Annotated in this window: 20 protein-coding genes; 10 read left to right on the top strand and 10 right to left on the bottom strand. The window is 67.0% G+C overall.

Annotation, left to right across the window (positions count from 1 at the left end):
• The 4 genes from B0W80_RS35610 to B0W80_RS21545 all read left to right on the top strand — a co-directional run.
• On the top strand, positions 1 to 219 hold a 219-nt coding region (locus B0W80_RS35610), incomplete at its 5' end, for a hypothetical protein (RefSeq protein WP_373038904.1).
• Positions 216 to 1031, top strand: coding sequence for a shikimate dehydrogenase (locus B0W80_RS21555; protein WP_077001210.1), 816 nt, complete (start codon positions 216 to 218; stop codon positions 1029 to 1031). The genes B0W80_RS35610 and B0W80_RS21555, both read left to right, overlap by 4 nt.
• Before the next feature lie 13 nt (positions 1032 to 1044).
• Positions 1045 to 2229 carry a dihydrodipicolinate synthase family protein gene (locus tag B0W80_RS21550; RefSeq protein ID WP_077001209.1) on the top strand — a complete coding sequence of 395 codons (1185 nt, stop codon included), beginning with the start codon at positions 1045 to 1047 and terminating at the stop codon, positions 2227 to 2229.
• On the top strand, positions 2229 to 3011 hold the full coding sequence (locus B0W80_RS21545; protein WP_077001208.1) for a 3-ketoacyl-ACP reductase: 783 nt from the start codon (positions 2229 to 2231) through the stop codon (positions 3009 to 3011). The genes B0W80_RS21550 and B0W80_RS21545 overlap by 1 nt, the downstream gene beginning before the upstream one ends.
• Before the next feature lie 32 nt (positions 3012 to 3043).
• On the opposite strand, the gene B0W80_RS21540 is transcribed toward B0W80_RS21545, so the two are convergent.
• The 3 genes from B0W80_RS21540 to B0W80_RS21530 are packed head-to-tail and all read right to left on the bottom strand — an operon-like array spanning position 3044 to position 6854.
• The gene (locus tag B0W80_RS21540; RefSeq protein ID WP_077001207.1) at positions 3044 to 5359 is read right to left on the bottom strand and encodes a xanthine dehydrogenase family protein molybdopterin-binding subunit; all 2316 of its coding nucleotides are present in this window, start codon (positions 5357 to 5359) and stop codon (positions 3044 to 3046) included.
• Positions 5356 to 6351 carry a xanthine dehydrogenase family protein subunit M gene (locus B0W80_RS21535; protein WP_077001206.1) on the bottom strand — a complete coding sequence of 332 codons (996 nt, stop codon included), beginning with the start codon at positions 6349 to 6351 and terminating at the stop codon, positions 5356 to 5358. The genes B0W80_RS21540 and B0W80_RS21535 overlap by 4 nt, the downstream gene beginning before the upstream one ends.
• Positions 6348 to 6854 (bottom strand): 2Fe-2S iron-sulfur cluster-binding protein, encoded by a 507-nt coding sequence (locus tag B0W80_RS21530; protein WP_077001205.1) that lies wholly within the window; start codon positions 6852 to 6854, stop codon positions 6348 to 6350. Before B0W80_RS21530 ends, B0W80_RS21535 begins: the two co-directional genes overlap by 4 nt.
• 352 nt (positions 6855 to 7206) lie before the next feature.
• On the opposite strand from B0W80_RS21530, the gene B0W80_RS21525 reads away from it, so the two are divergent.
• Positions 7207 to 7818, top strand: coding sequence for a chemotaxis protein CheB (locus B0W80_RS21525; protein ID WP_077001204.1), 612 nt, complete (start codon positions 7207 to 7209; stop codon positions 7816 to 7818).
• 42 nt (positions 7819 to 7860) lie between these two features.
• Here the strand turns inward: B0W80_RS21525 and B0W80_RS36495 are convergent, their stop codons facing one another.
• A complete protein-coding gene (locus B0W80_RS36495; protein WP_373038902.1) occupies positions 7861 to 8076 on the bottom strand; it encodes a hypothetical protein in 216 nt (71 codons plus the stop codon).
• Positions 8036 to 8668 (bottom strand): SDR family NAD(P)-dependent oxidoreductase, encoded by a 633-nt coding sequence (locus B0W80_RS21520; protein WP_373038900.1) that lies wholly within the window; start codon positions 8666 to 8668, stop codon positions 8036 to 8038. Before B0W80_RS21520 ends, B0W80_RS36495 begins: the two co-directional genes overlap by 41 nt.
• 141 nt (positions 8669 to 8809) lie before the next feature.
• On the opposite strand from B0W80_RS21520, the gene B0W80_RS21515 reads away from it, so the two are divergent.
• A complete protein-coding gene (locus B0W80_RS21515) occupies positions 8810 to 10003 on the top strand; it encodes a zinc-dependent alcohol dehydrogenase (RefSeq protein ID WP_077001203.1) in 1194 nt (397 codons plus the stop codon).
• Here B0W80_RS21515 and B0W80_RS21510 read toward each other — a convergent pair.
• Entirely contained in the window at positions 9996 to 10499 is a 504-nt protein-coding gene (locus tag B0W80_RS21510; RefSeq protein WP_143684723.1) for a hypothetical protein, read from the bottom strand. The genes B0W80_RS21515 and B0W80_RS21510 overlap by 8 nt on opposite strands.
• Before the next feature lie 212 nt (positions 10500 to 10711).
• Here B0W80_RS21510 and B0W80_RS21505 point away from each other — a divergent pair, with 212 nt between their 5' ends.
• A complete protein-coding gene (locus tag B0W80_RS21505; protein WP_077001213.1) occupies positions 10712 to 10978 on the top strand; it encodes a hypothetical protein in 267 nt (88 codons plus the stop codon).
• Between the two features lie 36 nt (positions 10979 to 11014).
• Positions 11015 to 11338, top strand: coding sequence for a hypothetical protein (locus B0W80_RS21500; RefSeq protein ID WP_143684722.1), 324 nt, complete (start codon positions 11015 to 11017; stop codon positions 11336 to 11338).
• Between the two features lie 12 nt (positions 11339 to 11350).
• On the opposite strand, the gene B0W80_RS21495 is transcribed toward B0W80_RS21500, so the two are convergent.
• From B0W80_RS21495 to B0W80_RS21480, 4 genes are all read right to left on the bottom strand, one after another.
• Positions 11351 to 13462, bottom strand: a complete 2112-nt coding sequence (locus B0W80_RS21495) for an ATP-dependent helicase (RefSeq protein ID WP_077001200.1) — start codon at positions 13460 to 13462, stop codon at positions 11351 to 11353.
• Between the two features lie 67 nt (positions 13463 to 13529).
• On the bottom strand, positions 13530 to 15968 hold the full coding sequence (locus B0W80_RS21490; protein ID WP_077001199.1) for a catalase: 2439 nt from the start codon (positions 15966 to 15968) through the stop codon (positions 13530 to 13532).
• A gap of 84 nt (positions 15969 to 16052) precedes the next feature.
• Positions 16053 to 16739: a glycosyltransferase family 2 protein gene (locus B0W80_RS21485; RefSeq protein ID WP_077001198.1), complete on the bottom strand. Its 687-nt coding sequence runs from the start codon at positions 16737 to 16739 to the stop codon at positions 16053 to 16055.
• Between the two features lie 10 nt (positions 16740 to 16749).
• A complete protein-coding gene (locus B0W80_RS21480) occupies positions 16750 to 17007 on the bottom strand; it encodes a DUF2934 domain-containing protein (RefSeq protein WP_077001197.1) in 258 nt (85 codons plus the stop codon).
• Positions 17008 to 17174: 167 nt separating this feature from the next.
• Between B0W80_RS21480 and B0W80_RS21475 the strand changes: the two genes are divergently transcribed.
• Positions 17175 to 17927, top strand: coding sequence for a Crp/Fnr family transcriptional regulator (locus B0W80_RS21475; RefSeq protein WP_077001196.1), 753 nt, complete (start codon positions 17175 to 17177; stop codon positions 17925 to 17927).
• Positions 17920 to 18144 carry a hypothetical protein gene (locus B0W80_RS21470; protein WP_077001195.1) on the top strand — a complete coding sequence of 75 codons (225 nt, stop codon included), beginning with the start codon at positions 17920 to 17922 and terminating at the stop codon, positions 18142 to 18144. Before B0W80_RS21475 ends, B0W80_RS21470 begins: the two co-directional genes overlap by 8 nt.

Raw genomic sequence — 18144 nt, 5'->3', positions numbered from 1 at the left:
GCCATCGGCATGGCCGATGCCATCGCCCGCCGCAGCGCACCCGCCGTGGCCTTCGCCCGCGAAGTGATCCTCGAGGCGTCGGAGGGATCGCTGCGGCAATCGCTTCGCATCGAGCGCCTGCTGGCGTCGGTGGTGCTCGACACCGCCGAGGCCAAGACCCGCATCGGCGACTTCCTGGAGCGGCGCCAAGCCGCGAAGCCGGCAGGAGGCCGATCGTGAGCGCGGTCGTGAGGCCCGGGCAGCTCGACGGCTCGACCCGGCTCTACGGGATCGTCGGCGACCCGATCTCGGCCGTCCGTTCGCCCGAGGTGTTCAACGCGATGTTCGCGCAGCGCGGCGTCAACGCGGTGCTCGTGCCGCTGCACGTGGGCGAGGAAGACATCGCCCCGGCGTGGGCCGGGCTCGCCAAGCTGCGCAACCTGAGCGGGCTGGTCGTCACGATGCCGCACAAAGGCCGCGTCTTCGCGATGCTCGACGAAGTCGGGCCGGCAGCGAAGCTCGTCGGCGCGGTCAACGCGGCTCGCCGCGAGCCCGATGGGCGCTGGACCGGCGACATGTTCGACGGAGCGGGATTCGTCGAAGGCCTGCGCGACCAGGGCCACGACCCCCGCGGCTGGCGCGTCTGCCTCTTCGGGGTCGGCGGCGCGGGTGCGGCCATCGCGCTGGCGCTGGCGCAAGCCGGCGTTGCCGCGCTCTCGCTGCGCGACCCGGACACCGCCAGGCGCGACGCACTGCACCGCCAGCTGCAACACGCATTTCCGCAAACGCGCTTCACAACGGACACGGTGGCGGGCGAAGCCTTCGACGCCGTGGTGAACGCGACACCGCTCGGGATGAAGCCCGGCGACCCGCTTCCCTTCGACCCGGCCGAGTTGCCCACGACGACGCTCGTCGTCGACATCGTCACCAAGCCCGAGATCACGCCGCTGCTGCAGCGCGCCATCGACACCGGCCACCGCGTGCATTCGGGCAAGCACATGCACCTGGGCCAGGCGCGCCTCGTCGCGCGCTTCTTCGGCCACGAGCTTTGAAAAGGAACACCCCATGTCATCGACCCTCTCCCTGCCGACGCTTCAAGGCACCTTGCAAACGTACGCCCTGACGGGCAAGCCGCTCGCTCGCCCCACGGCCGCCGTCAAGTTCAACCGCATCGCCTATTCGGCAGCGCACGTGGTGGCCGACCCGCTCGCAGCGGTCGACCCCTGGCTGCAGTCCACCGTCGATTGGGACGCGACGATGGCCTATCGCCGGCACCTGTGGTCGCTCGGCCTCGGCGTCGCCGAAGCCATGGACACGGCGCAGCGCGGCATGGGCCTCGACTGGCCCACCTCGCTCGACCTGATCCGCCGCTCGCTCGACGCGGCCAGGGACTACCCCGGCGCCTCGGTCGCATCGGGCTGTGGCACCGACCACCTCGACATCGACGCCGTGAAAAGCGTCGACGACGTGATCCGCGGTTACGAAGAGCAGATGGAAGCCATCGAGGCGATGGGCGGCAAGCTGATCATCATGGCCAGCCGCGCCCTCGCGCGCGTGGCCCGCAGCCCGGCCGACTACGAGCGGGTGTACGACCGCGTGCTGCGCCAGGCCCGGCAGCCGGTGGTGCTGCACTGGCTCGGCGAGATGTTCGACCCCTCGCTCGCCGGCTACTGGGGCAGCGCCGACGTCGACGAGGCGATGGCCACCGCGCTGGGCGTCATCGCCGCCAACCCGGGCAAGGTGGACGGCATCAAGATCTCGCTGCTCGACAAGGACAAGGAAATCGCGATGCGCCGCCGCCTGCCGCCCGGCGTGCGCATGTACACGGGCGACGACTTCAACTATGCCGAGATGATCGCCGGCGATGGCTTCGGCAACGAGATCACGCACGGCCGGAGCGATGCGTTGCTGGGCATCTTCGACGCCATCGCGCCGGCCGCGAGCGCCGCATTGGGCGAACTCACACAGGGCAACACGGAGAAGTTCCACGCCATCCTCGGCCCGACCGTGCCGCTGTCGCGCCACATCTTCGCGGCGCCCACGCGCTTCTACAAGACGGGCGTCGTCTTCATGGCCTGGCTCAACGGCCACCAGAGCCATTTCACGATGGTGGGCGGCCAGCAGAGCGCCCGCAGTGCGCAGCACTTCGCCGAGCTGTTCCGCCTGGCCGACGCGGCCCAACTGCTCGAACAACCCGAACTGGCCGTGCGGCGCATGCGCACGCTGATGGCACTGCACGGAGTCGAATGATGACGAGCGAAACAACATCCATCGGCCACGCCTTCGTCACGGGCGGCCGCCGCGGCATCGGGCGCGGCATCGCGCTGGAGATGGCCCGCAAGGGCTTCGACGTGAGCATCGGCGACCTGGTCGCAGACGCCGATGCGGACGAGACGCTGCAAGGCATTCGCGCGCATGGCGTTCGGGCGGCGTTCGTGCCTTGCGACGTGGCCGACCTCGATGCCCATGACGCGGTGCTCGACCAGGTCGAGCAGGCCCTCGGCCTCATCAGCTGCCTGGTCAACAACGCCGGCATCAGCGTCGCCAAGCGAGGCGACCTGCTCGAGGCCACACCGGAGAGCTTCGACCAGCTGATGCGCGTCAACCTGCGCGGGCCCTTCTTCCTGACGCAGAAGCTCGCGCGGCGCTTCGTCGCGCGCGGAGCGGGCCACGCCTATCGGTCGATCGTCAACATCTCGTCGGCCAACGCCTATGCGGCCTCGCCCAATCGCGGCGAGTACTGCGTGTCGAAGACGGCGGTGAGCATGACGACCAAGCTGTTCGCTGCGAGGCTCGGCGAGCTGGGCATCGGCGTGTTCGAGATCCGGCCCGGCGTGATCCGCACCAGCATGACGGCCGTGGCCGCTGCCGACTACGACAAGAAGATCGCTGCGGGCCTGTCGCCCATGCCGCGGTGGGGCGAAGCGCAGGACGTGGGCCGCGCGGCCGCCGCCCTGGCGAGCGGCGACTTCGCGTTCAGCACCGGCGACGCGATCCACGTGGACGGCGGGCTGCACATCCAGCGGCTCTGAAGGCCACGGCGGACGGCAGCCAGATCAGCCCATCAGCCCATCAACTTGTCGAGCGTGATCGGCAGGTCGCGAATGCGCTTTCCGCACGCGTTGAAGACCGCATTGGCCACGGCCGCCCCCACGCCGGTGATGCCGATCTCGCCCACACCGCGCGCGCCCATCGGCGTGCGCGGGTCGGGGATGTCGGTCCACATCACGTCGATCTGCGGCACGTCCATGTGCACGGGCACGTGGTACTCCGACAGGCTCGGGTTCATGATGCGGCCGTTGCGCTCGTCGAACTGCGTTTCTTCCATCAGCGCGAGGCCCAGGCCCATGATGATGCCGCCGCGGAACTGGCTGGCGGCCGTCTTCGCATTGAGGATGCGCCCGCAGTCGAAGGAACCGAGAAAGCGGCTGACGCGCGTCTCGCCCGTCACCTCGTTCACCCGCACCTCGCAGAACATCGCGCCGTGCGAATGCATCGACCAATGCTGCAACTCGAGCGGCGGCGGCGCGCTCGCTTCGACCGTCACCTCGTCGCGCCCGGCCCGGGCCAGGATGGCGGGGTAGCTTTCGAAGCGATCGGGTTCGTCGACTTTGCCGAGGCCGCCGTCGCGACCCACCACGTCGTCGGGCTTCAGGCCGTGCAGCGGCGAGTCCTTGCCGGCGAGCTTCAGCAGTTCGGTGACCAGCGCCTGCTGCACCGCCATGACCGCACTACCGATCGCGGCCGACTGCTGCGAGCCGCCCGCCAAAATCACGCCCGGAAAACGCGAGTCGCCGTGACAGAAGCGCACCTGCTCCATCGGCAGCCCGAGCCGCGCGGCCGTCACCTGCGTCTGCACCGTGGCCGTGCCCATGCCCATCTCGTGCGCTGCCACTTCCACCTTCACTTGCCCGTCCCTCGTCAGCGTGAGGCGCGCGGCGCCGCCCGGCATGCGGTAGTAGGGATAGGTGGCGGTCGCGCAGCCCATGCCGACCAGCCACTCGCCGTCGCGCACCGTGCCCGGTGTCGCGTTGCGACGGCTCCAGCCGAAGCGCGCCGCGCCGTCGCGGTAGGCCTCGGCGATGTGGCGTGCCGAGAAGGGCAAGCCGGTGGTCGGGTCTTTCTCGGGCTCGTTGCGCAGCCGCAGTTCGATCGGGTCCATCTTCATCTGATGTGCCAGCTCGTCGATGGCGCTTTCGAGCGCGAAGGTGCCGACGGCTTCCCCCGGCGCGCGCATGAAGGTGTTGGCCAGCATGTCGATGGTGGCGAACTCGACGTCGAGCTTGAAGTTGCGCGCCGCATAGGCGGACTTGGCCGGCAGGATGAAGGGCTCGGGCAGGTTGTTGTGTGCCGTCATCGCGACGACGCCGGTGTGGATCAGCGCGTCGAAGGTCCCGTCGGGCTGCGCACCGAGCGCCACCCGCTGCTCGGTGTTGGTGCGCCCGCCGACCACGCGGTAGACGCCTTCACGCGAGAGCATCATGCGCACCGGTCGCCCCGCCAGCTTCGAAGCCGCGGCGGCGAGCACGTGGTGCCGCCACAGTGTCTTGCTGCCGAAGCCACCGCCCACGAAGGGCGAAGTCACGTGCACCTGCTTCTCGTCGATGTCGAAGATCTGCGCCATCGACCAGGCCATGTGCGCCACACCTTGCGAGGCATCGTGGATCACCAGCTCGTCGCCCTTCCACGCGATCGTCGCCGCATGCAGCTCGATGGCGTTGTGGTTGTGGCGCGGCGTGGTGTACGTCGCGTCGACCCTCTGCGGTGCGGCCGCCAGGGCCGCCTCGGCATCGCCGATTTCGAGCTTGAGCGGCTCGCCCTGAAAGGTGCCCGGCGTCGTGCCCTTCGCCTTCGCGGCCGAGAAAGACACGGTCGCCGGCTCGGCGTCGTAGGCGACGTGGATCAGCGACTTCGCATGGTCGGCCTGTGCCTGCGTCTCGGCCAGCACCAGCGCGATCGGTTGCCCGTTCCAGTGCACCTGGTCGTCCTGCATGACCGGCAGGTCGTCCCCGCCCGCCGCCTTGTCCTTCGACAGGAACAGCGGCATCGGCTTCATCTTCGGCGCGTTCTCGTGGCTCATCACCAGCACGACGCCGGGGGCCGCCTGCGCGTCGCGCGTGTCGAGCGTCGCGATGCGACCCCTGGGCACGGTGCTGTACACCAGCGCGGCGTAGACCATGCCGTCCATCGGGAACTCGGCCGCGAAACGCGCCTGGCCCTGCACCTTGAGCGGGCCGTCGAGGCGCGAGACCGGTGCGCCGATCAGTTCATCGTTGCGCGCGATCAGCGGGTCGGGCTCGCCGCCGGGCATCCATGCATCCGGCGCGACCGCGATCGCTTTTTTCATCACTGCCGTGACGGCTTCCTGGATGATGCTCATGGCGTCACCTCCTTCATGTCCACGAGTTGGCCGAGCACGGCGACGATGGTTCGCTTCGCGAGTTCGACCTTGAATGCGTTGTCGTGCAACGGTTTCGCATCGGCCAGCTCGGCTTCGGCGGCGGCGCGGAAGTGCTCCGCCGTGGCGGGCTGCCCTCGCAATGCGTCCTCGGCTTTCCATGCGCGCCACGGCTTCGTCGCGACGCCGCCCAGAGCGATGCGCACGTCCTTGACCTTGTCGCCGTCGAGTTCGAGGGCGGCCGCCACCGACACCAAGGCGAAGGCGTAGCTGGATCGATCACGCACCTTGCGATAGGTCGAGCGTGCGCCGAAAGCCAATGGCGGCACTTCGACCGCGGTGATCAATTCGCCCGGCGCGAGCAAGGTCTCGATCTCAGGATGGTCCTCGGGCAGGCGATGCAGGTCGGTCAGCGGCACGCTGCGTTGCGAGCCGGCGCCCTGCACGTGCACGATGGCGCCCAAGGCTGCCAGAGCCACGCACATGTCGGAAGGATGCGTCGCCACGCAGCTCGGCGACGTGCCGAGGATGGCGTGGTTGCGGTTGAAGCCATCGGCCGCGTCGCAACCTTGCCCGGGGCTGCGCCTGTTGCAGCGCGAGCCCTCGTCGTCGTAGAAGTAGCTGCAACGCGTGCGCTGCAGCATGTTGCCACCCACGGTCGCCATGTTGCGGATCTGCGCCGACGCACCGGCCACGACCGCCCGCGCCAGCATCGGAAAGCGAAGCCTGACCGCGCGGTGCGATGCCAGCGCGGTGTTGCGCACGCCGGCGCCGATCAGCAGGCTGCCGTCGTCCCGCTCCTCGATGTCGCCGGACAAGCCCGTCACGTCGACCAGCACGGCGGGCCGTTCGATGGTTTCACGCATCAAGTCGACCAGGTTGGTGCCGCCGCCCAGGTAGCGGGCACCGGGCGTGCTGCCGAGCCGCAGTGCTTCGCCCACGTCGTGCGCGCGGGCGTAGGTGAATGGCGTCATGGCTGCGTCTCCCCGCAGGTCTCGGCAACGGCCGCGACGATTCCGTTGTAGGCGCCGCAGCGGCACAGGTTGCCGCTCATTCGTTCGCGCAGTTCGTCGTGGCTCAGCGCGACGGTGTCGGCCGACAGATCGACCGTCACGTGGCTGGGCACGCCTCGTCGTCGCTCGCGGTCCATGCCCACGGCCGAGCAGATCTGGCCCGGCGTGCAGTAGCCGCATTGAAAGCCGTCGTGCTCGATGAAGGCCTTCTGCAGCGGATGCAGCCCCTCCGTCGACGCGAGGCCTTCGACGGTGGTGACCTCGCGGCCCTCGCATTGCACAGCCAGGGTCAAACAAGAAAGCACACGCTCGCCGTCGAGCAGCACGGTACACGCGCCGCAGGCACCCTGGTTGCAGCCCTTCTTGGCGCCGAATAGGTGCAGGTGATCGCGCAGGTGGTCCAGCAGCGACACGCGGGGGTCGGTGGGTATCTCCACCGATGAGTTGTTGATTCGGATGGTCATCGTTTCCTCGTGGGGAGTGAGGGGTCCTTGCGCGCCGAGACCGCGTCGCCTGACGACACGCTTCCTTGGGTGCTGTCGAGTCATATCACGCAGCTGTACAAGGCGTCGTCATCCTTTTTCCCCAACGCATGAACACGGCCGTGTGCGCGACGTCGCCCGATCGAAGATGCACCGCGGCAGGGCATCGATCACGAAATTTGGACGTTTGTGTAGGAAGCCGCTGATGGCTCTTTTGTAAAGCCGCGCCGTACGATCCATCTCGTACTGATCCAGCCTGTCGTCGTGCAACGGCTGGTGAGCCCAAAGGCTCGAATCAGCTGGCTGACGCACCTACGTTCGTCGAAGGTCCGCCATGCCGAATTCCGAATCCCTGCCCGCATCTCCATCTAGTGGGCGCCGCGACATCGTTGTCGTCGGCGCCAAGCTCGGTGGCGTCACCGCCATCGCCAAGATCGCGTTGAGCTGGCCCGAGCATCTGCCGGTCTCCGTGATCATCGCGCTGGGAGCCTCGCATCAGCCGCCGGCCGTCGTCTTGCAGATCATCGAAGGCTATGCGCCGGTGAAGGTCGCCTATGCGGTGCACGGCGAGGCCGTCCGCGCGCGGCGCATCTATCTGTCGCCGCCCGGCAAAAACCTGATCGTCGGCACGGGTGGCGTGCTCCTTCTCGACGACGGCAATGCGTTCGACATGGTCAAGCCGTCGGTGAACCGGCTGTTCGCGGCCGCAGCGGCGATCTATGGGCAACGCGTCATCGGCATCGTGCTGAGCGGCAATTCGGCCGATGGCGCACAAGGCCTTCTGGACATCGAGGCCGCCGGTGGCGTCGGCATCGTTCAAGACCCGAAAGATGCCGCTGCGGAGCGGATGCCGAAGCATGCGCTGCGCGGGGATCACCCGCACTACTGCGTCAAGGCCGCTGAAATGGCGGGGCTCGTTCAAGAACTCAGCGAAGAGCCCCTGTAAGAACGGGGCGCGGACAGGTCGTCGTCCGCGAGCATCTTCCAACTACTTGGCCTTCTCGGCCGTGCCGGGTTCGGCCATGCGCCGATGCTGTTCCGCCAGCACCCCTGCCGGCGTGACGTTCGCCATGGCCACCTGGAGCTTGTTCTTCCAGCCGGCCGCCACGTCGGCGTCGCCATCCATCATCGCGTCGAAGCCGATCTTCGCGACCTCGGCCGGGTCAGCCTTCGAATCGTCTTGCCCGACCTTGGTGTCCAGCATGTCTGCGCGGCGGAAGAACTCGGTGTCGGTCGCACCCGGCATCAAGCAGGTGACCGTGACTTCGGTTGTCCTTGAGTTCGTTGCGCAAGGCCAGCGAGAACGAATCGATAAAAGCCTTGCTGCCGTTGTACACGGCCTGGAAGCTGCCGGGAATGAAACCTGCGATCGAGCCGGTGATCAGGATGCGACCGCGGTTGCGCGCGCGCATCTCGCGGGCCACCTTCTGAATCAGGTAGAGCGTGCCGGTGACGTTGGTGTCGATCACGCGGCGGGCATCCGCAAAGTCCTGGTCGAGAAAGCCGCGGCCCAGCCCACGGCCGGCGTTGGCGAGCAACGCCTCGACCGGCCTGCCACCCGCAGCCGCCAACAGCGTGTCGACACCCTCGGTGGTGGACAGGTCCGCCTGCACGGCCTCGACTTTCGAGCCGATCGATCGCAGCTCGCTCGCGGCCTGCTCGATCTCGGACTCATCGGCAGCGATGAGCAATTCATACCCCTTCTCGGCGCAACAGCGCGCCAGGTGAAAACCGATGCCGGAGCTGGCGCCGGTCACGATGGCGAGGCCGCTGGCGGAAGACGACGGTGCATCCATGATGACTCCTACATGTTGTTGCGGGGATGCTGGATACGTTGGTTGCGCGGAGTGGGCCGTCGATCACGCGTGATGGTGAGAGGAACTTCCTACGAAGCAATGTCGACCCCCCAGCACTCCCTCCCTCGAAAGCCGATCACCATGAGAGCACTCACCTATCACTCGTCCAAGGACGTTCGCGTCGACAACGTGCCCGACCCCGTCATCGCGCAAGACGACGACATCATCCTGCGCGTGACCGCGACGGCCATCTGCGGATCGGACCTGCATATCTTCCGCGGCAAGATCCCCGACATGAAGTCCGGCGACGTACTGGGCCACGAGTTCATGGGCATCGTCGAGGACACCGGCAACGCCGTCACGGCACTGAAGAAAGGCGATCGCGTCGTCGTGCCCTTCACCATCTCGTGCGGCACCTGCTTCTTCTGCAACAAGTCGATGTTCGCGGCCTGCGAAACGACGAACCCCGGTCGCGGCGCGATCCTCAACAAGAAAAACGTGCGCTCGGGCGCAGGCCTCTTCGGCTATTCGCACCTGTACGGCGGCTATGCCGGCGGGCAGGCCGAGTACGTGCGCGTGCCCAAGGCGAACGTCGGCCCGCTGGTCATCCCTGCGGGGCTGGCCGACGAGCAGGTGCTGTTCCTGTCGGACATTCTTCCGACCGGCTACCAGGCCGTGGTCAACGGCGAGGTCGGGCCCGGCTCGACCGTCGCGATCTTCGGTGCGGGCCCTGTCGGATTGATGGCGGCAGCATCCGCACGCCTGCTGGGCGCCGAGCGCATCTTCATGGTCGACGAGCATGCCTATCGGCTCGAGTTCGCGAAGCAGACCTATGGCGTCGAGCCGATCAACTTCGCCGACATCGACGACCCGGCCGAGATGATCGTGGAACAGACCGACTTCCGGGGCGTCGACGCCTCGATCGACGCGGTCGGCTTCGAGGCCAAGGGCAGCACGCTCGAAACCGTGTTGACCGACCTCAAGATGGAAGGCTCCAGCGGCAAGGCGCTGCGGCAGGCCATCGCATGCACGCGCCGCGGCGGCGTGGTCAGCGTGCCGGGCGTCTATGCGGGCTGGATCCACGGCTTTCTGTTCGGCGATGCCTTCGAGAAGGGGCTCGTCTTCAAGATGGGCCAGACCCATGCGCAGCGCCACATGCCCAAGCTGCTGGAGCACATCCAGGCCGGCGACCTGCGGCCCGAGGTCATCATCACGCACCACATGGCGCTCGAAGATGCGGCGCGCGGCTACGAGATCTTCGAGAAGGCCGAGGAAGACTGCCGGAAGGTAGTGCTGACGCCGGGCCGGGGCGCCAGCGTGTCACCCGTCATCTGAGCATTGCACGGACGACCAGCAGCGGGTCGCGGTGGCCGTCCGTGTCGAGCTTGTTCAAGGCGGTGTGCGCAATCTCCTCCCGGCTGAATCGGCTGCCGGCGAGAGATCGCATCTCTTCCGAGAAAGCCAGGAGCCGGCTTTCCTCCGGCAAAGGCGTGCGCGGGTCCCAAAGAATGTGTTTGGTGGCCACGGATCGTATGGATCGGGTCAAGTCCCAGGCTTGCTGCTGATCTGCGGTCAGTGTCTGCCTTGTTGCATGCAGTGTTCCCCGCCGACCTTCGGCGACGGCGACGAGGTCGCTTTCGCTGAGCGGCTCGGCGCCTCTTGCGCGCGCCGCCAGCGCGAGGTTCATGGCGAAGGCCCAGTTCTGCGGCACCAAAGGGTCCTTGTGCAGCATGCGCGCCGCGAGCTGCGCGGCCTTCGGGCTTAGCGCCTCGACGCTCTCATTGCATTGTCTCCAAAGCATTTTTGTCCTCCTGGGGTTGTGCTGATCCATTCCAGGCAAACGGCGTGCCTGCAAGCCCAACCCCTCTCCGGCTCGCGAATCACTCAACGCCATGTCGAAACTGCTGCAAATTTGACCGACGCCAGGACATCTCAAGGCCGGCTGCCGGCCGGCCCGATCAGGGCTTGCACTCCTACGGTGTCGTCAGCCGCGCAAATCGAAGCTGATCACTTGCGGCACGTTGTCGCACGAAAGGGATGACCATGAAATCCAGCAGTGGCGACAACAGTGGTGACGGCTCCCGGCCGACCACTGACGGGGCGACCGACAACATCGGTGCCGGCGGAAAGTTCACCGGCTCGCACAGCAAGGCCGGGGACGACGTGTCGGCCCCCGGTCCTGCCGAGGGGATGGCCGCCAAGCGCAAGACAGCCGATTCGGCGGGCCACGAAGATTCGGACGCGTTCCATCTGCACGAAGACTTGACGCCCGAGACCAACACCGACGCCGGCGCAGCCGACAAATCATGACACTCCGCGCCGGATGAAAGAACACATATGTCCTCCATGACTTTTCTGATCAGCGCTGCGGCACTCTCCATCGCACTGGGCACGGCGATGGCGCAACCCACCGGCAACCCCAAGGGCACCGTCGCGCCGCCCTCCGAAGGCAACGCGGCGAAGTCGCCGGCCAGTGGCAATCGCGCGCGACAGACCGAAGCACCGCCCCAGCAAGGCAGCGCCACCAATCCCGACTCGCGCGCAGCCCGTAGCGGCAACTTGCACACACCGGGCGTCGGCACGGCGGGCGGGCTGACGGGTCGCCACCCCGGCACCGGGTCGACGAACGGACCGACGCAAACCGATCAAGCGCCGCCCGTCAAGAAGTAAGGGAAGCGGAGGTCAGCGCCAGGCCGAGCGCGCGCGGTCGCGCACGCGCATCACGGCTTCCTGCTGACCACGACCCGTACCCGCATCCGAAGCAGCGGTCGGCCACGTGATGCTCTCGAACTGGCTCAGCATCTTCTCTTCGATGAAGCGCGTGCGCGATGCATAGACATGCCGGTCGCCCATCGCGCCCTGCTGCGTGATGTAGAAGCGGTGCGGCACCATCACGTGAAGATGGTCGCGCGCCCGGGTCATCGCCACGTACAACAAGCGCCGCTCTTCGTCGATCTCTGCCGTGCTGCCGGCGCCGAGGTCCGACGGTATGCAGCCGTCGACCGCGCGTAGCACGAAGACGGACTTCCATTCCTGCCCCTTGGCGGAATGGATGGTCGAGAGGATCAGGTAGTCCTCGTCGCGGCCCGGAACGCCGGCGCGGTCGCTCGTGGCTTCGGGCGGGTCCAGCGTCAATTCGGCCAGGAACTGCTCGCGGCTCGCGTAGCTGGCCGCCATGCGCTCGAGGTTCTCGACGTCTGCGCGGCGCGCATCGGCGTCGTCGTGCAACCGCTCCAGGTGCGGCAGGTACCACTGCTTGACCAGCCCCAGCTCGCCGGGCCACGCGCCCGTGCCCCGGCGCAGCACGTCGTACAAGCGGACGAAGGTGCCCCACTCCGCCTGCGCATTCGATGGTGGCTCGAAGGCGCGCACGGCCTCCGCGGGATCGGCCGCCACGTCCATCGCATCGAGCACACGCGTCGCGGTGGCCGGCCCGATGCCGGGCATCAGCTGCAAGGTTCGGAAGCCGGCCAGGCGGCCGCGCGGGTTCTGTGCGAAGCGCAGCGCGGCGAGCATGTCTTTCACATGCGAGGCCTCCAGAAACTTGAGCCCGCCGAACTTGACGAAAGGAATGTTGCGCCGGGTCAGCTCCAACTCGAGCACGGCGCTGTGCGAGGAGCTGCGGAACAGCACAGCCTGCGAGGTCAGCGGCAGGCCGGCCTCGCGGTGCTGCAGCACCCGGTCGGCCACCCACCGAGCCTCGCTCGCTTCGTCGGGCACGGTGACCACTTGCGGCAGCTGCTGCGCGACGCGTTCGGTCCACAACGTCTTGGCATGCCGCTCGCTCGCCTGCGCCATCACGGCATTCGACACGGCAAGGATGGGCTGCGTGGAGCGATAGTTCTGCTCCAGCGCGACGCTGCGCGCCGGCAGGCCGAACTGATGGGGAAAGTCGAGGATGTTGCGCACCGTCGCGCCGCGAAAGGCATAGATCGACTGGGCGTCGTCGCCGACGACCGTGACGCCGGTGCCCTGCGGCTTCAGCCCGAGGATGATCGCCGACTGCAGGCGATTGGTGTCCTGGTATTCATCCACCAGCACATGGTCGAACGAGCCGCCGATCTCGGCCGCCAGTGACGGCTCGGCCATCATCTCGGACCAGAACAGCAGCAGGTCGTCGTAGTCGAGCACGTTCTGCTGCTGCTTGGCCTCGACGTAGCCGCCGAACAACTTGCGAAGCTCGGCCTCCCACTGGCTGCACCACGGAAAGGTGGACTGCAGCACGTCGTCGAGCGGCGCTTGGCTGTTGACCACGCGCGAATAGATCGACAGGCAGGTGCCCTTCTGCGGAAAGCGCGACTTCGTCGCCGACAGGCCCAGGTCGTTGCGCACCAGGCCCAGCAGGTCTTCGGCGTCGCCGCGGTCCTGGATCGTGAAGTTCTGCTCCAGCCCGATGCGGCCCGCATGGTCACGCAGCAGCCGCGCGCCGACGCTGTGGAAGGTGCCTGCCCAGGGCAAACGGGTCGCGGCCGCGCCGGCATTGGGCAGCACGCGCCGCAGCACGCCGGCCACCCGCTGCTCCATCTCGTTGGCCGCGCGGCGCGAGAAGGTCAGCATCATCATCCGGTGAGGATCCGCACCATGCAGGATGAGCCTGGCCACGCGGTGGGCGAGCGTGTTGGTCTTGCCCGAGCCCGCACCGGCGATCACGAGCAGCGGCCGCAGGTCGGCCGTGGCCTCGGTGCCGTGCTCGACCGCGGCGCGCTGGGCCGCATTGAGTTGGGAGAAGGGGTCGGGGTGTCGTGACGCCGGCGCCGTAGCGGACGGCGGCGCGGACACAATTGGCGCGGGCATGCTGTATGTTAATACAGCATTCCTGACTCGAGGCTTTGGCCGTGTCCTCGAGTCTTCGCCGCGCGACTTATTCGCCCGGCAGCTTGGCGGGCGGGTCGTTTTCGCGGCCGAACTGGCGCGGCCCACCGACTGCAGCGATGAAGTCTGCGATGGCCGTGTCCGCGTCGGCGGCGGGCGCAAGAATGAGTCCTGCGTCGGGTGACTCGTCCGGCAAGGTCAGCGGAATCTGGGCCGCAGCGAGCAACGCCTCCGATGCGCCGAAGGCCAGTATCGTCTTGCAGTGCCAGTACTGGGCGCGAATGAATTCGAGCGTGTGGGCGTCGGCGTCGAGTGCTTCCACGGCGGCCTCGCCATCGGGCAGCACCAGGGCGTCGAACAGGAAGCCGGGCGAGTTCTCCATCGTCGCGTCGGCCGCGAACTGCTCGCCGGCGGCACCGGCGTAAGTGCCCAAGCGGGCGGCGACGAGCCGCGGCACCGCACCGGCCGCGACCAGTGCCGAGATCAGCTTGCCGAGCGAAGCCCCTTCCACGCCATGCGCGACCAGGATCGCGACCTTGCGCGTGCGGATGCCGCCGTCGCCCGGCCTGGCCGTCAACGAGAGCGCGGGGGAGTTTTCTATTTCGGGCGCCGCAGGTGTTTCGAGCGCCTTCGGCAGCGCCGCCGGAAGTGCCGTCATCCCCAGGTCCTGCGCCAGCCGCTCGGCCAGCTCCGGCACCGCATTGCGCAGGCTCGCCACCATGCGCTCGCGAATGGCGGGCACCGTCACCTTCGACAGTTCGAAGCGGAATGCATTGCCGATGTGCGCCTTCTCGGCATCGGTCTGGCTTTCGAAGAACAGGCGGGCCTGCGTGTAGTGGTCCGCGAATTTCTCGGGCTTGATGCGGACCTTGTCCGCGCTCTCCTTGGCATCGAGACGCCGGGCCACGCTCGCGAAGCCCTGGGCGGCACCGGCCTGGAAGGGGCAGCCACCTGCGAGCGAATTCGGCTCGTAGGCGACACGGCCCCGGTGAATCGCCTGCCGATGCATGCCGTCGCGCTGGTTGTTGTGGACCTGGGCGACCGGCGAGTTGATCGGAATCTCGTGGAAGTTGGGGCCTCCGAGCCGGCTGATCTGGGTGTCGACGTAAGAGTGGATTCGCCCTGCGAGCAAAGGATCGTTCGTGAAATCGAGACCCGGAACGATGTGCGCGGTGCAGAACGCGACCTGCTCGGTTTCGGCGAAGAAGTTGTCGGGATTGCGGTTGAGCACCATACGCCCCACGATCTGCACCGGGACCAGTTCCTCAGGAATGATCTTGGTCGCATCGAGGATGTCGAAGCTGAACTGTTCGGCCTGCGCCTCCGTGAATATCTGCAGTCCCAGTTCCCACTCGGGGTACTCGCCGGCTTCGATCGCTTCCCAAAGGTCGCGACGATGAAAGTCCGGATCGGCGCCGGAGACCTTCACCGCCTCTTCCCACACCATCGAATGCGTGCCGAGCTTCGGCTGCCAGTGAAACTTGACCAGCACCGACTCGCCAGCCTCGTTGACCAGCCGGAAGGTGTGAACGCCGAAGCCCTGCATCGTGCGGTAGCTGCGCGGAATGCCGCGATCCGACATGACCCACATCAGCATGTGCGTCGACTCGGGCATCAGAGAAACGAAGTCCCAGAAGGTGTCGTGCGCGCTGCCTGCCTGCGGCATCCCGTGGTGCGGCTCGGGCTTGACGGCATGCACGAGGTCCGGGAACTTCATGGCGTCTTGAATGAAGAAGACCGGCATGTTGTTGCCGACCAGGTCCCAATTGCCTTCGTCGGTGTAGAACTTGACCGCGAAGCCGCGCACGTCGCGGGCCGTGTCCTTCGAGCCGCGCTCCCCCGCCACCGTGGAGAAGCGGACGAACACGGGCGTGGTCTTGCCGGCTTCCTTGAAGGGCGCCGCCTTGGTGTATTTGGTCAGCGGCTCGTAGCACTCGAAGAAGCCGTGCGCGCCTGAGCCGCGTGCATGCACGATGCGCTCGGGAATGCGCTCGTGGTCGAAGTGCGTGATCTTCTCGCGAAGGATGAAGTCTTCGAGCAGCACCGGCCCGCGCGCGCCCGCCTTCAGCGAGTTCTGGTTGTCGGCGATGGGCACGCCCTGGTTGGTCGTCAACACCTGGCCGCTCGCGTCGACGCGAACGCGGTCGAGCGAGTCGATCGTCGCATTGACGCCTTCTTCCGCGACGGTGCCGGTCTTCGTCGAGCTGTTGGCTTCAGACAGCGTGCTGCCCGTGGGCAGGCGCGAGGGTGGACTCACGGTGCCACCGGCAGGCGTGCTCGACGCGTTCGACTCACCGTATTCCAGCGGCTTGCTCTCGTTCGATGGCATTCCCGCCGCCAACTGCTGAGTCTCTGCCATCTTCTGGCTCGGAGGATCGCCCGCAGCCGCGGCCGGCGGGGCCGGTTGCGCGGGAGCGCTGTCGGTGTTGCGGGCAGCGGCGTGTGCCGCGTCGATCTGGGCCTTCGGGGCCGTCTGCTTCTTCGCCATATCGTTCCTTCGTGGGTGGTGTGTGAATAACCGATCGGCGCGCGCGGCGCTGACCGACTGCTGAATTGGGATGGGTCGCTGCGGCTAGGCCGCGAGTACCGGTGTCGTCATGGCATCGATCGCCAGACAAATCGCAGCCGCGAAGCCGCCCGGGGCACGCGCCACGCGCCGCGCACTCGTGTGAACGCGGGGCGCGGCGCTCCATGCAATGCGGGCACCGGCGGCCTCCAATGCCTCGACGAGCGCGACGTCCTCGCTCGAGACCAGTGGAGCGAATCCGCCCACCGATCGGTAAGCCTGTGCGCTGATGCCCAGGTTGGCGCCATGAATGTGCCGATGACCGTCCGCGTCGCAATAGGTCGCCCGAAACTGGAGCTCGAGCCGTTCGGCGTATGCGTCCTGGTCGGACCAGTCGTCGATCGCCACCGTTCCGCACACCACGTCCGCTTCCTGCCGCAATTGTTCCGCCAGCCAGTCTTTCGATACTTCCGAGTCCGCGTCGGTGAACGCCAACCACCGGGCCCCACGCTCGAGAAGATGCTGCGCACCCGCGGCCCGCGCCGCGCCGACGTTGCGCACGTTCACGACGACACTGGTCACCGGCAGCCGTGACACGATCGCCTCGGTGTCGTCGGAGCAGGCGTCCAGCACGACGATGATCTCCACGGGCTCACTGCTCAGATACGCGTGACGCGCCGCGGCCAGCGCCGCCCGGACGCAGCATTCCACGAGCAAGGCTTCGTTGTGAGCGGGAATAACGATGCCGATCACGTGACGCGTTTCACTGAGCGTTTTGGGGCGATGCCGACTCGCCGACGTCTTGCTGATCGATCAAACGTTCTGCTTCGAGCCAGTCTTCCGTTTCCGAACCAGGCGCGAACCCCCTGCGCTCGGCGACGTCGTAGGCGGCGATGCGAATGCGCTCTTCGCGGCTCGCATCATGCGGCGACGTCTCGGCGGCTCCGTCAGAGGACGAAAGCTGTGAGGCTTCAGAAGACGTGACGTCGGGGTTCGAGTCGATGGACGAATTGCGAGACATGAGGCGAGTCCTTTGGCAAGTGCGGGATGCAGCGTATGGAGTGCGCCATTGCTGCAAACGTAGGACTTAATCCATTTCGCGTGCGTCTTAAAAAGAAACGCGCCGCGTTGATCCACATTAATGCGGCTGCCAGCCATTCAGGGCACCATCCAGCCGAGGTCTGCTCCATGCTCACAGAGAACCTGCTCCGCAACCGTGCGACCCAACTTTCCGCTGAAGAACACGGCGCGCTGGAAGCCGCGGTGTCCGAGACCCGGCTGTGGCGCGCTGGGCAAGTCGTCGTGCGTCAAGGGACGCCCGTCAACATCAGCACGTTGCTGGTTGAAGGGTTCATGACGCGGCACGTCGACGCACCGGACGGCAGGCGCCATCTCGTGGCGATTCATTTTCCGGGCGACTTCGTCGATCTGCATGCGTATCCACTGAAGCAGCTCGATCACGATGTGGGCGCACTGACGGACGTGAAGGTCGCGGTCTTCACACACGCCGCGCTGGAGCGCCTGCAGGAACACCACAGCGTTCTGACAAGACGGCTTTGGTTCTTGACGCTGCTGGATGCCGCCATGCACCGGCAGTGGATCTACCGTTTGGCAAGCCTGAAAGCGATCGAGCGGGTGGCGCATTTCATCTGCGAGACGAACGCCCGCCTTCTGGCCATCGGCGCATCGGACGGGAACAGTTTCGCGCTACCGATGACCCAGGAAGACATCGGCCAAGTCTGCGGGCTCACGAATGTGCACGTGAACCGTGTGCTGCGCGAACTGCGGGAGGCGGGCCTGTGCCAGCTGCGCTCGTCCACCGTGCAGATCATGGACGCGAGCGGGCTGGTGAAACGGGCGTTGTTCGATCCGGCCTATCTGTACTTGAACCCCGAGACAGCTGCGCGAGCGGGCGCGCGAACTGGAGTGCCTCATGGCTGATCGGGACAACGCACGCAACACGGCACTCAAGCCTTGCGAAGACGCCGGCAGCGCGACTGCCGAGCGCGGGGTGGTGATCCTCGATGGACCCGACGGCGTCGCCGTGACGATGACGCCGGAAGCGGCCATCGGCACGGCCGACAGCCTTTACGCTGCGGCAACGTTGGCAAAGCAGAACATCATCGATAGCGCCGTCGAGGGTGCCGACGAAGGCTGA

The organism is Variovorax sp. KK3, from assembly GCF_001984055.1.
GTDB lineage: Bacteria > Pseudomonadota > Gammaproteobacteria > Burkholderiales > Burkholderiaceae_C > Variovorax.
Note: the sequence above shows the minus strand (reverse complement) of the source record. Positions and strands in the feature narration are given on the sequence as shown.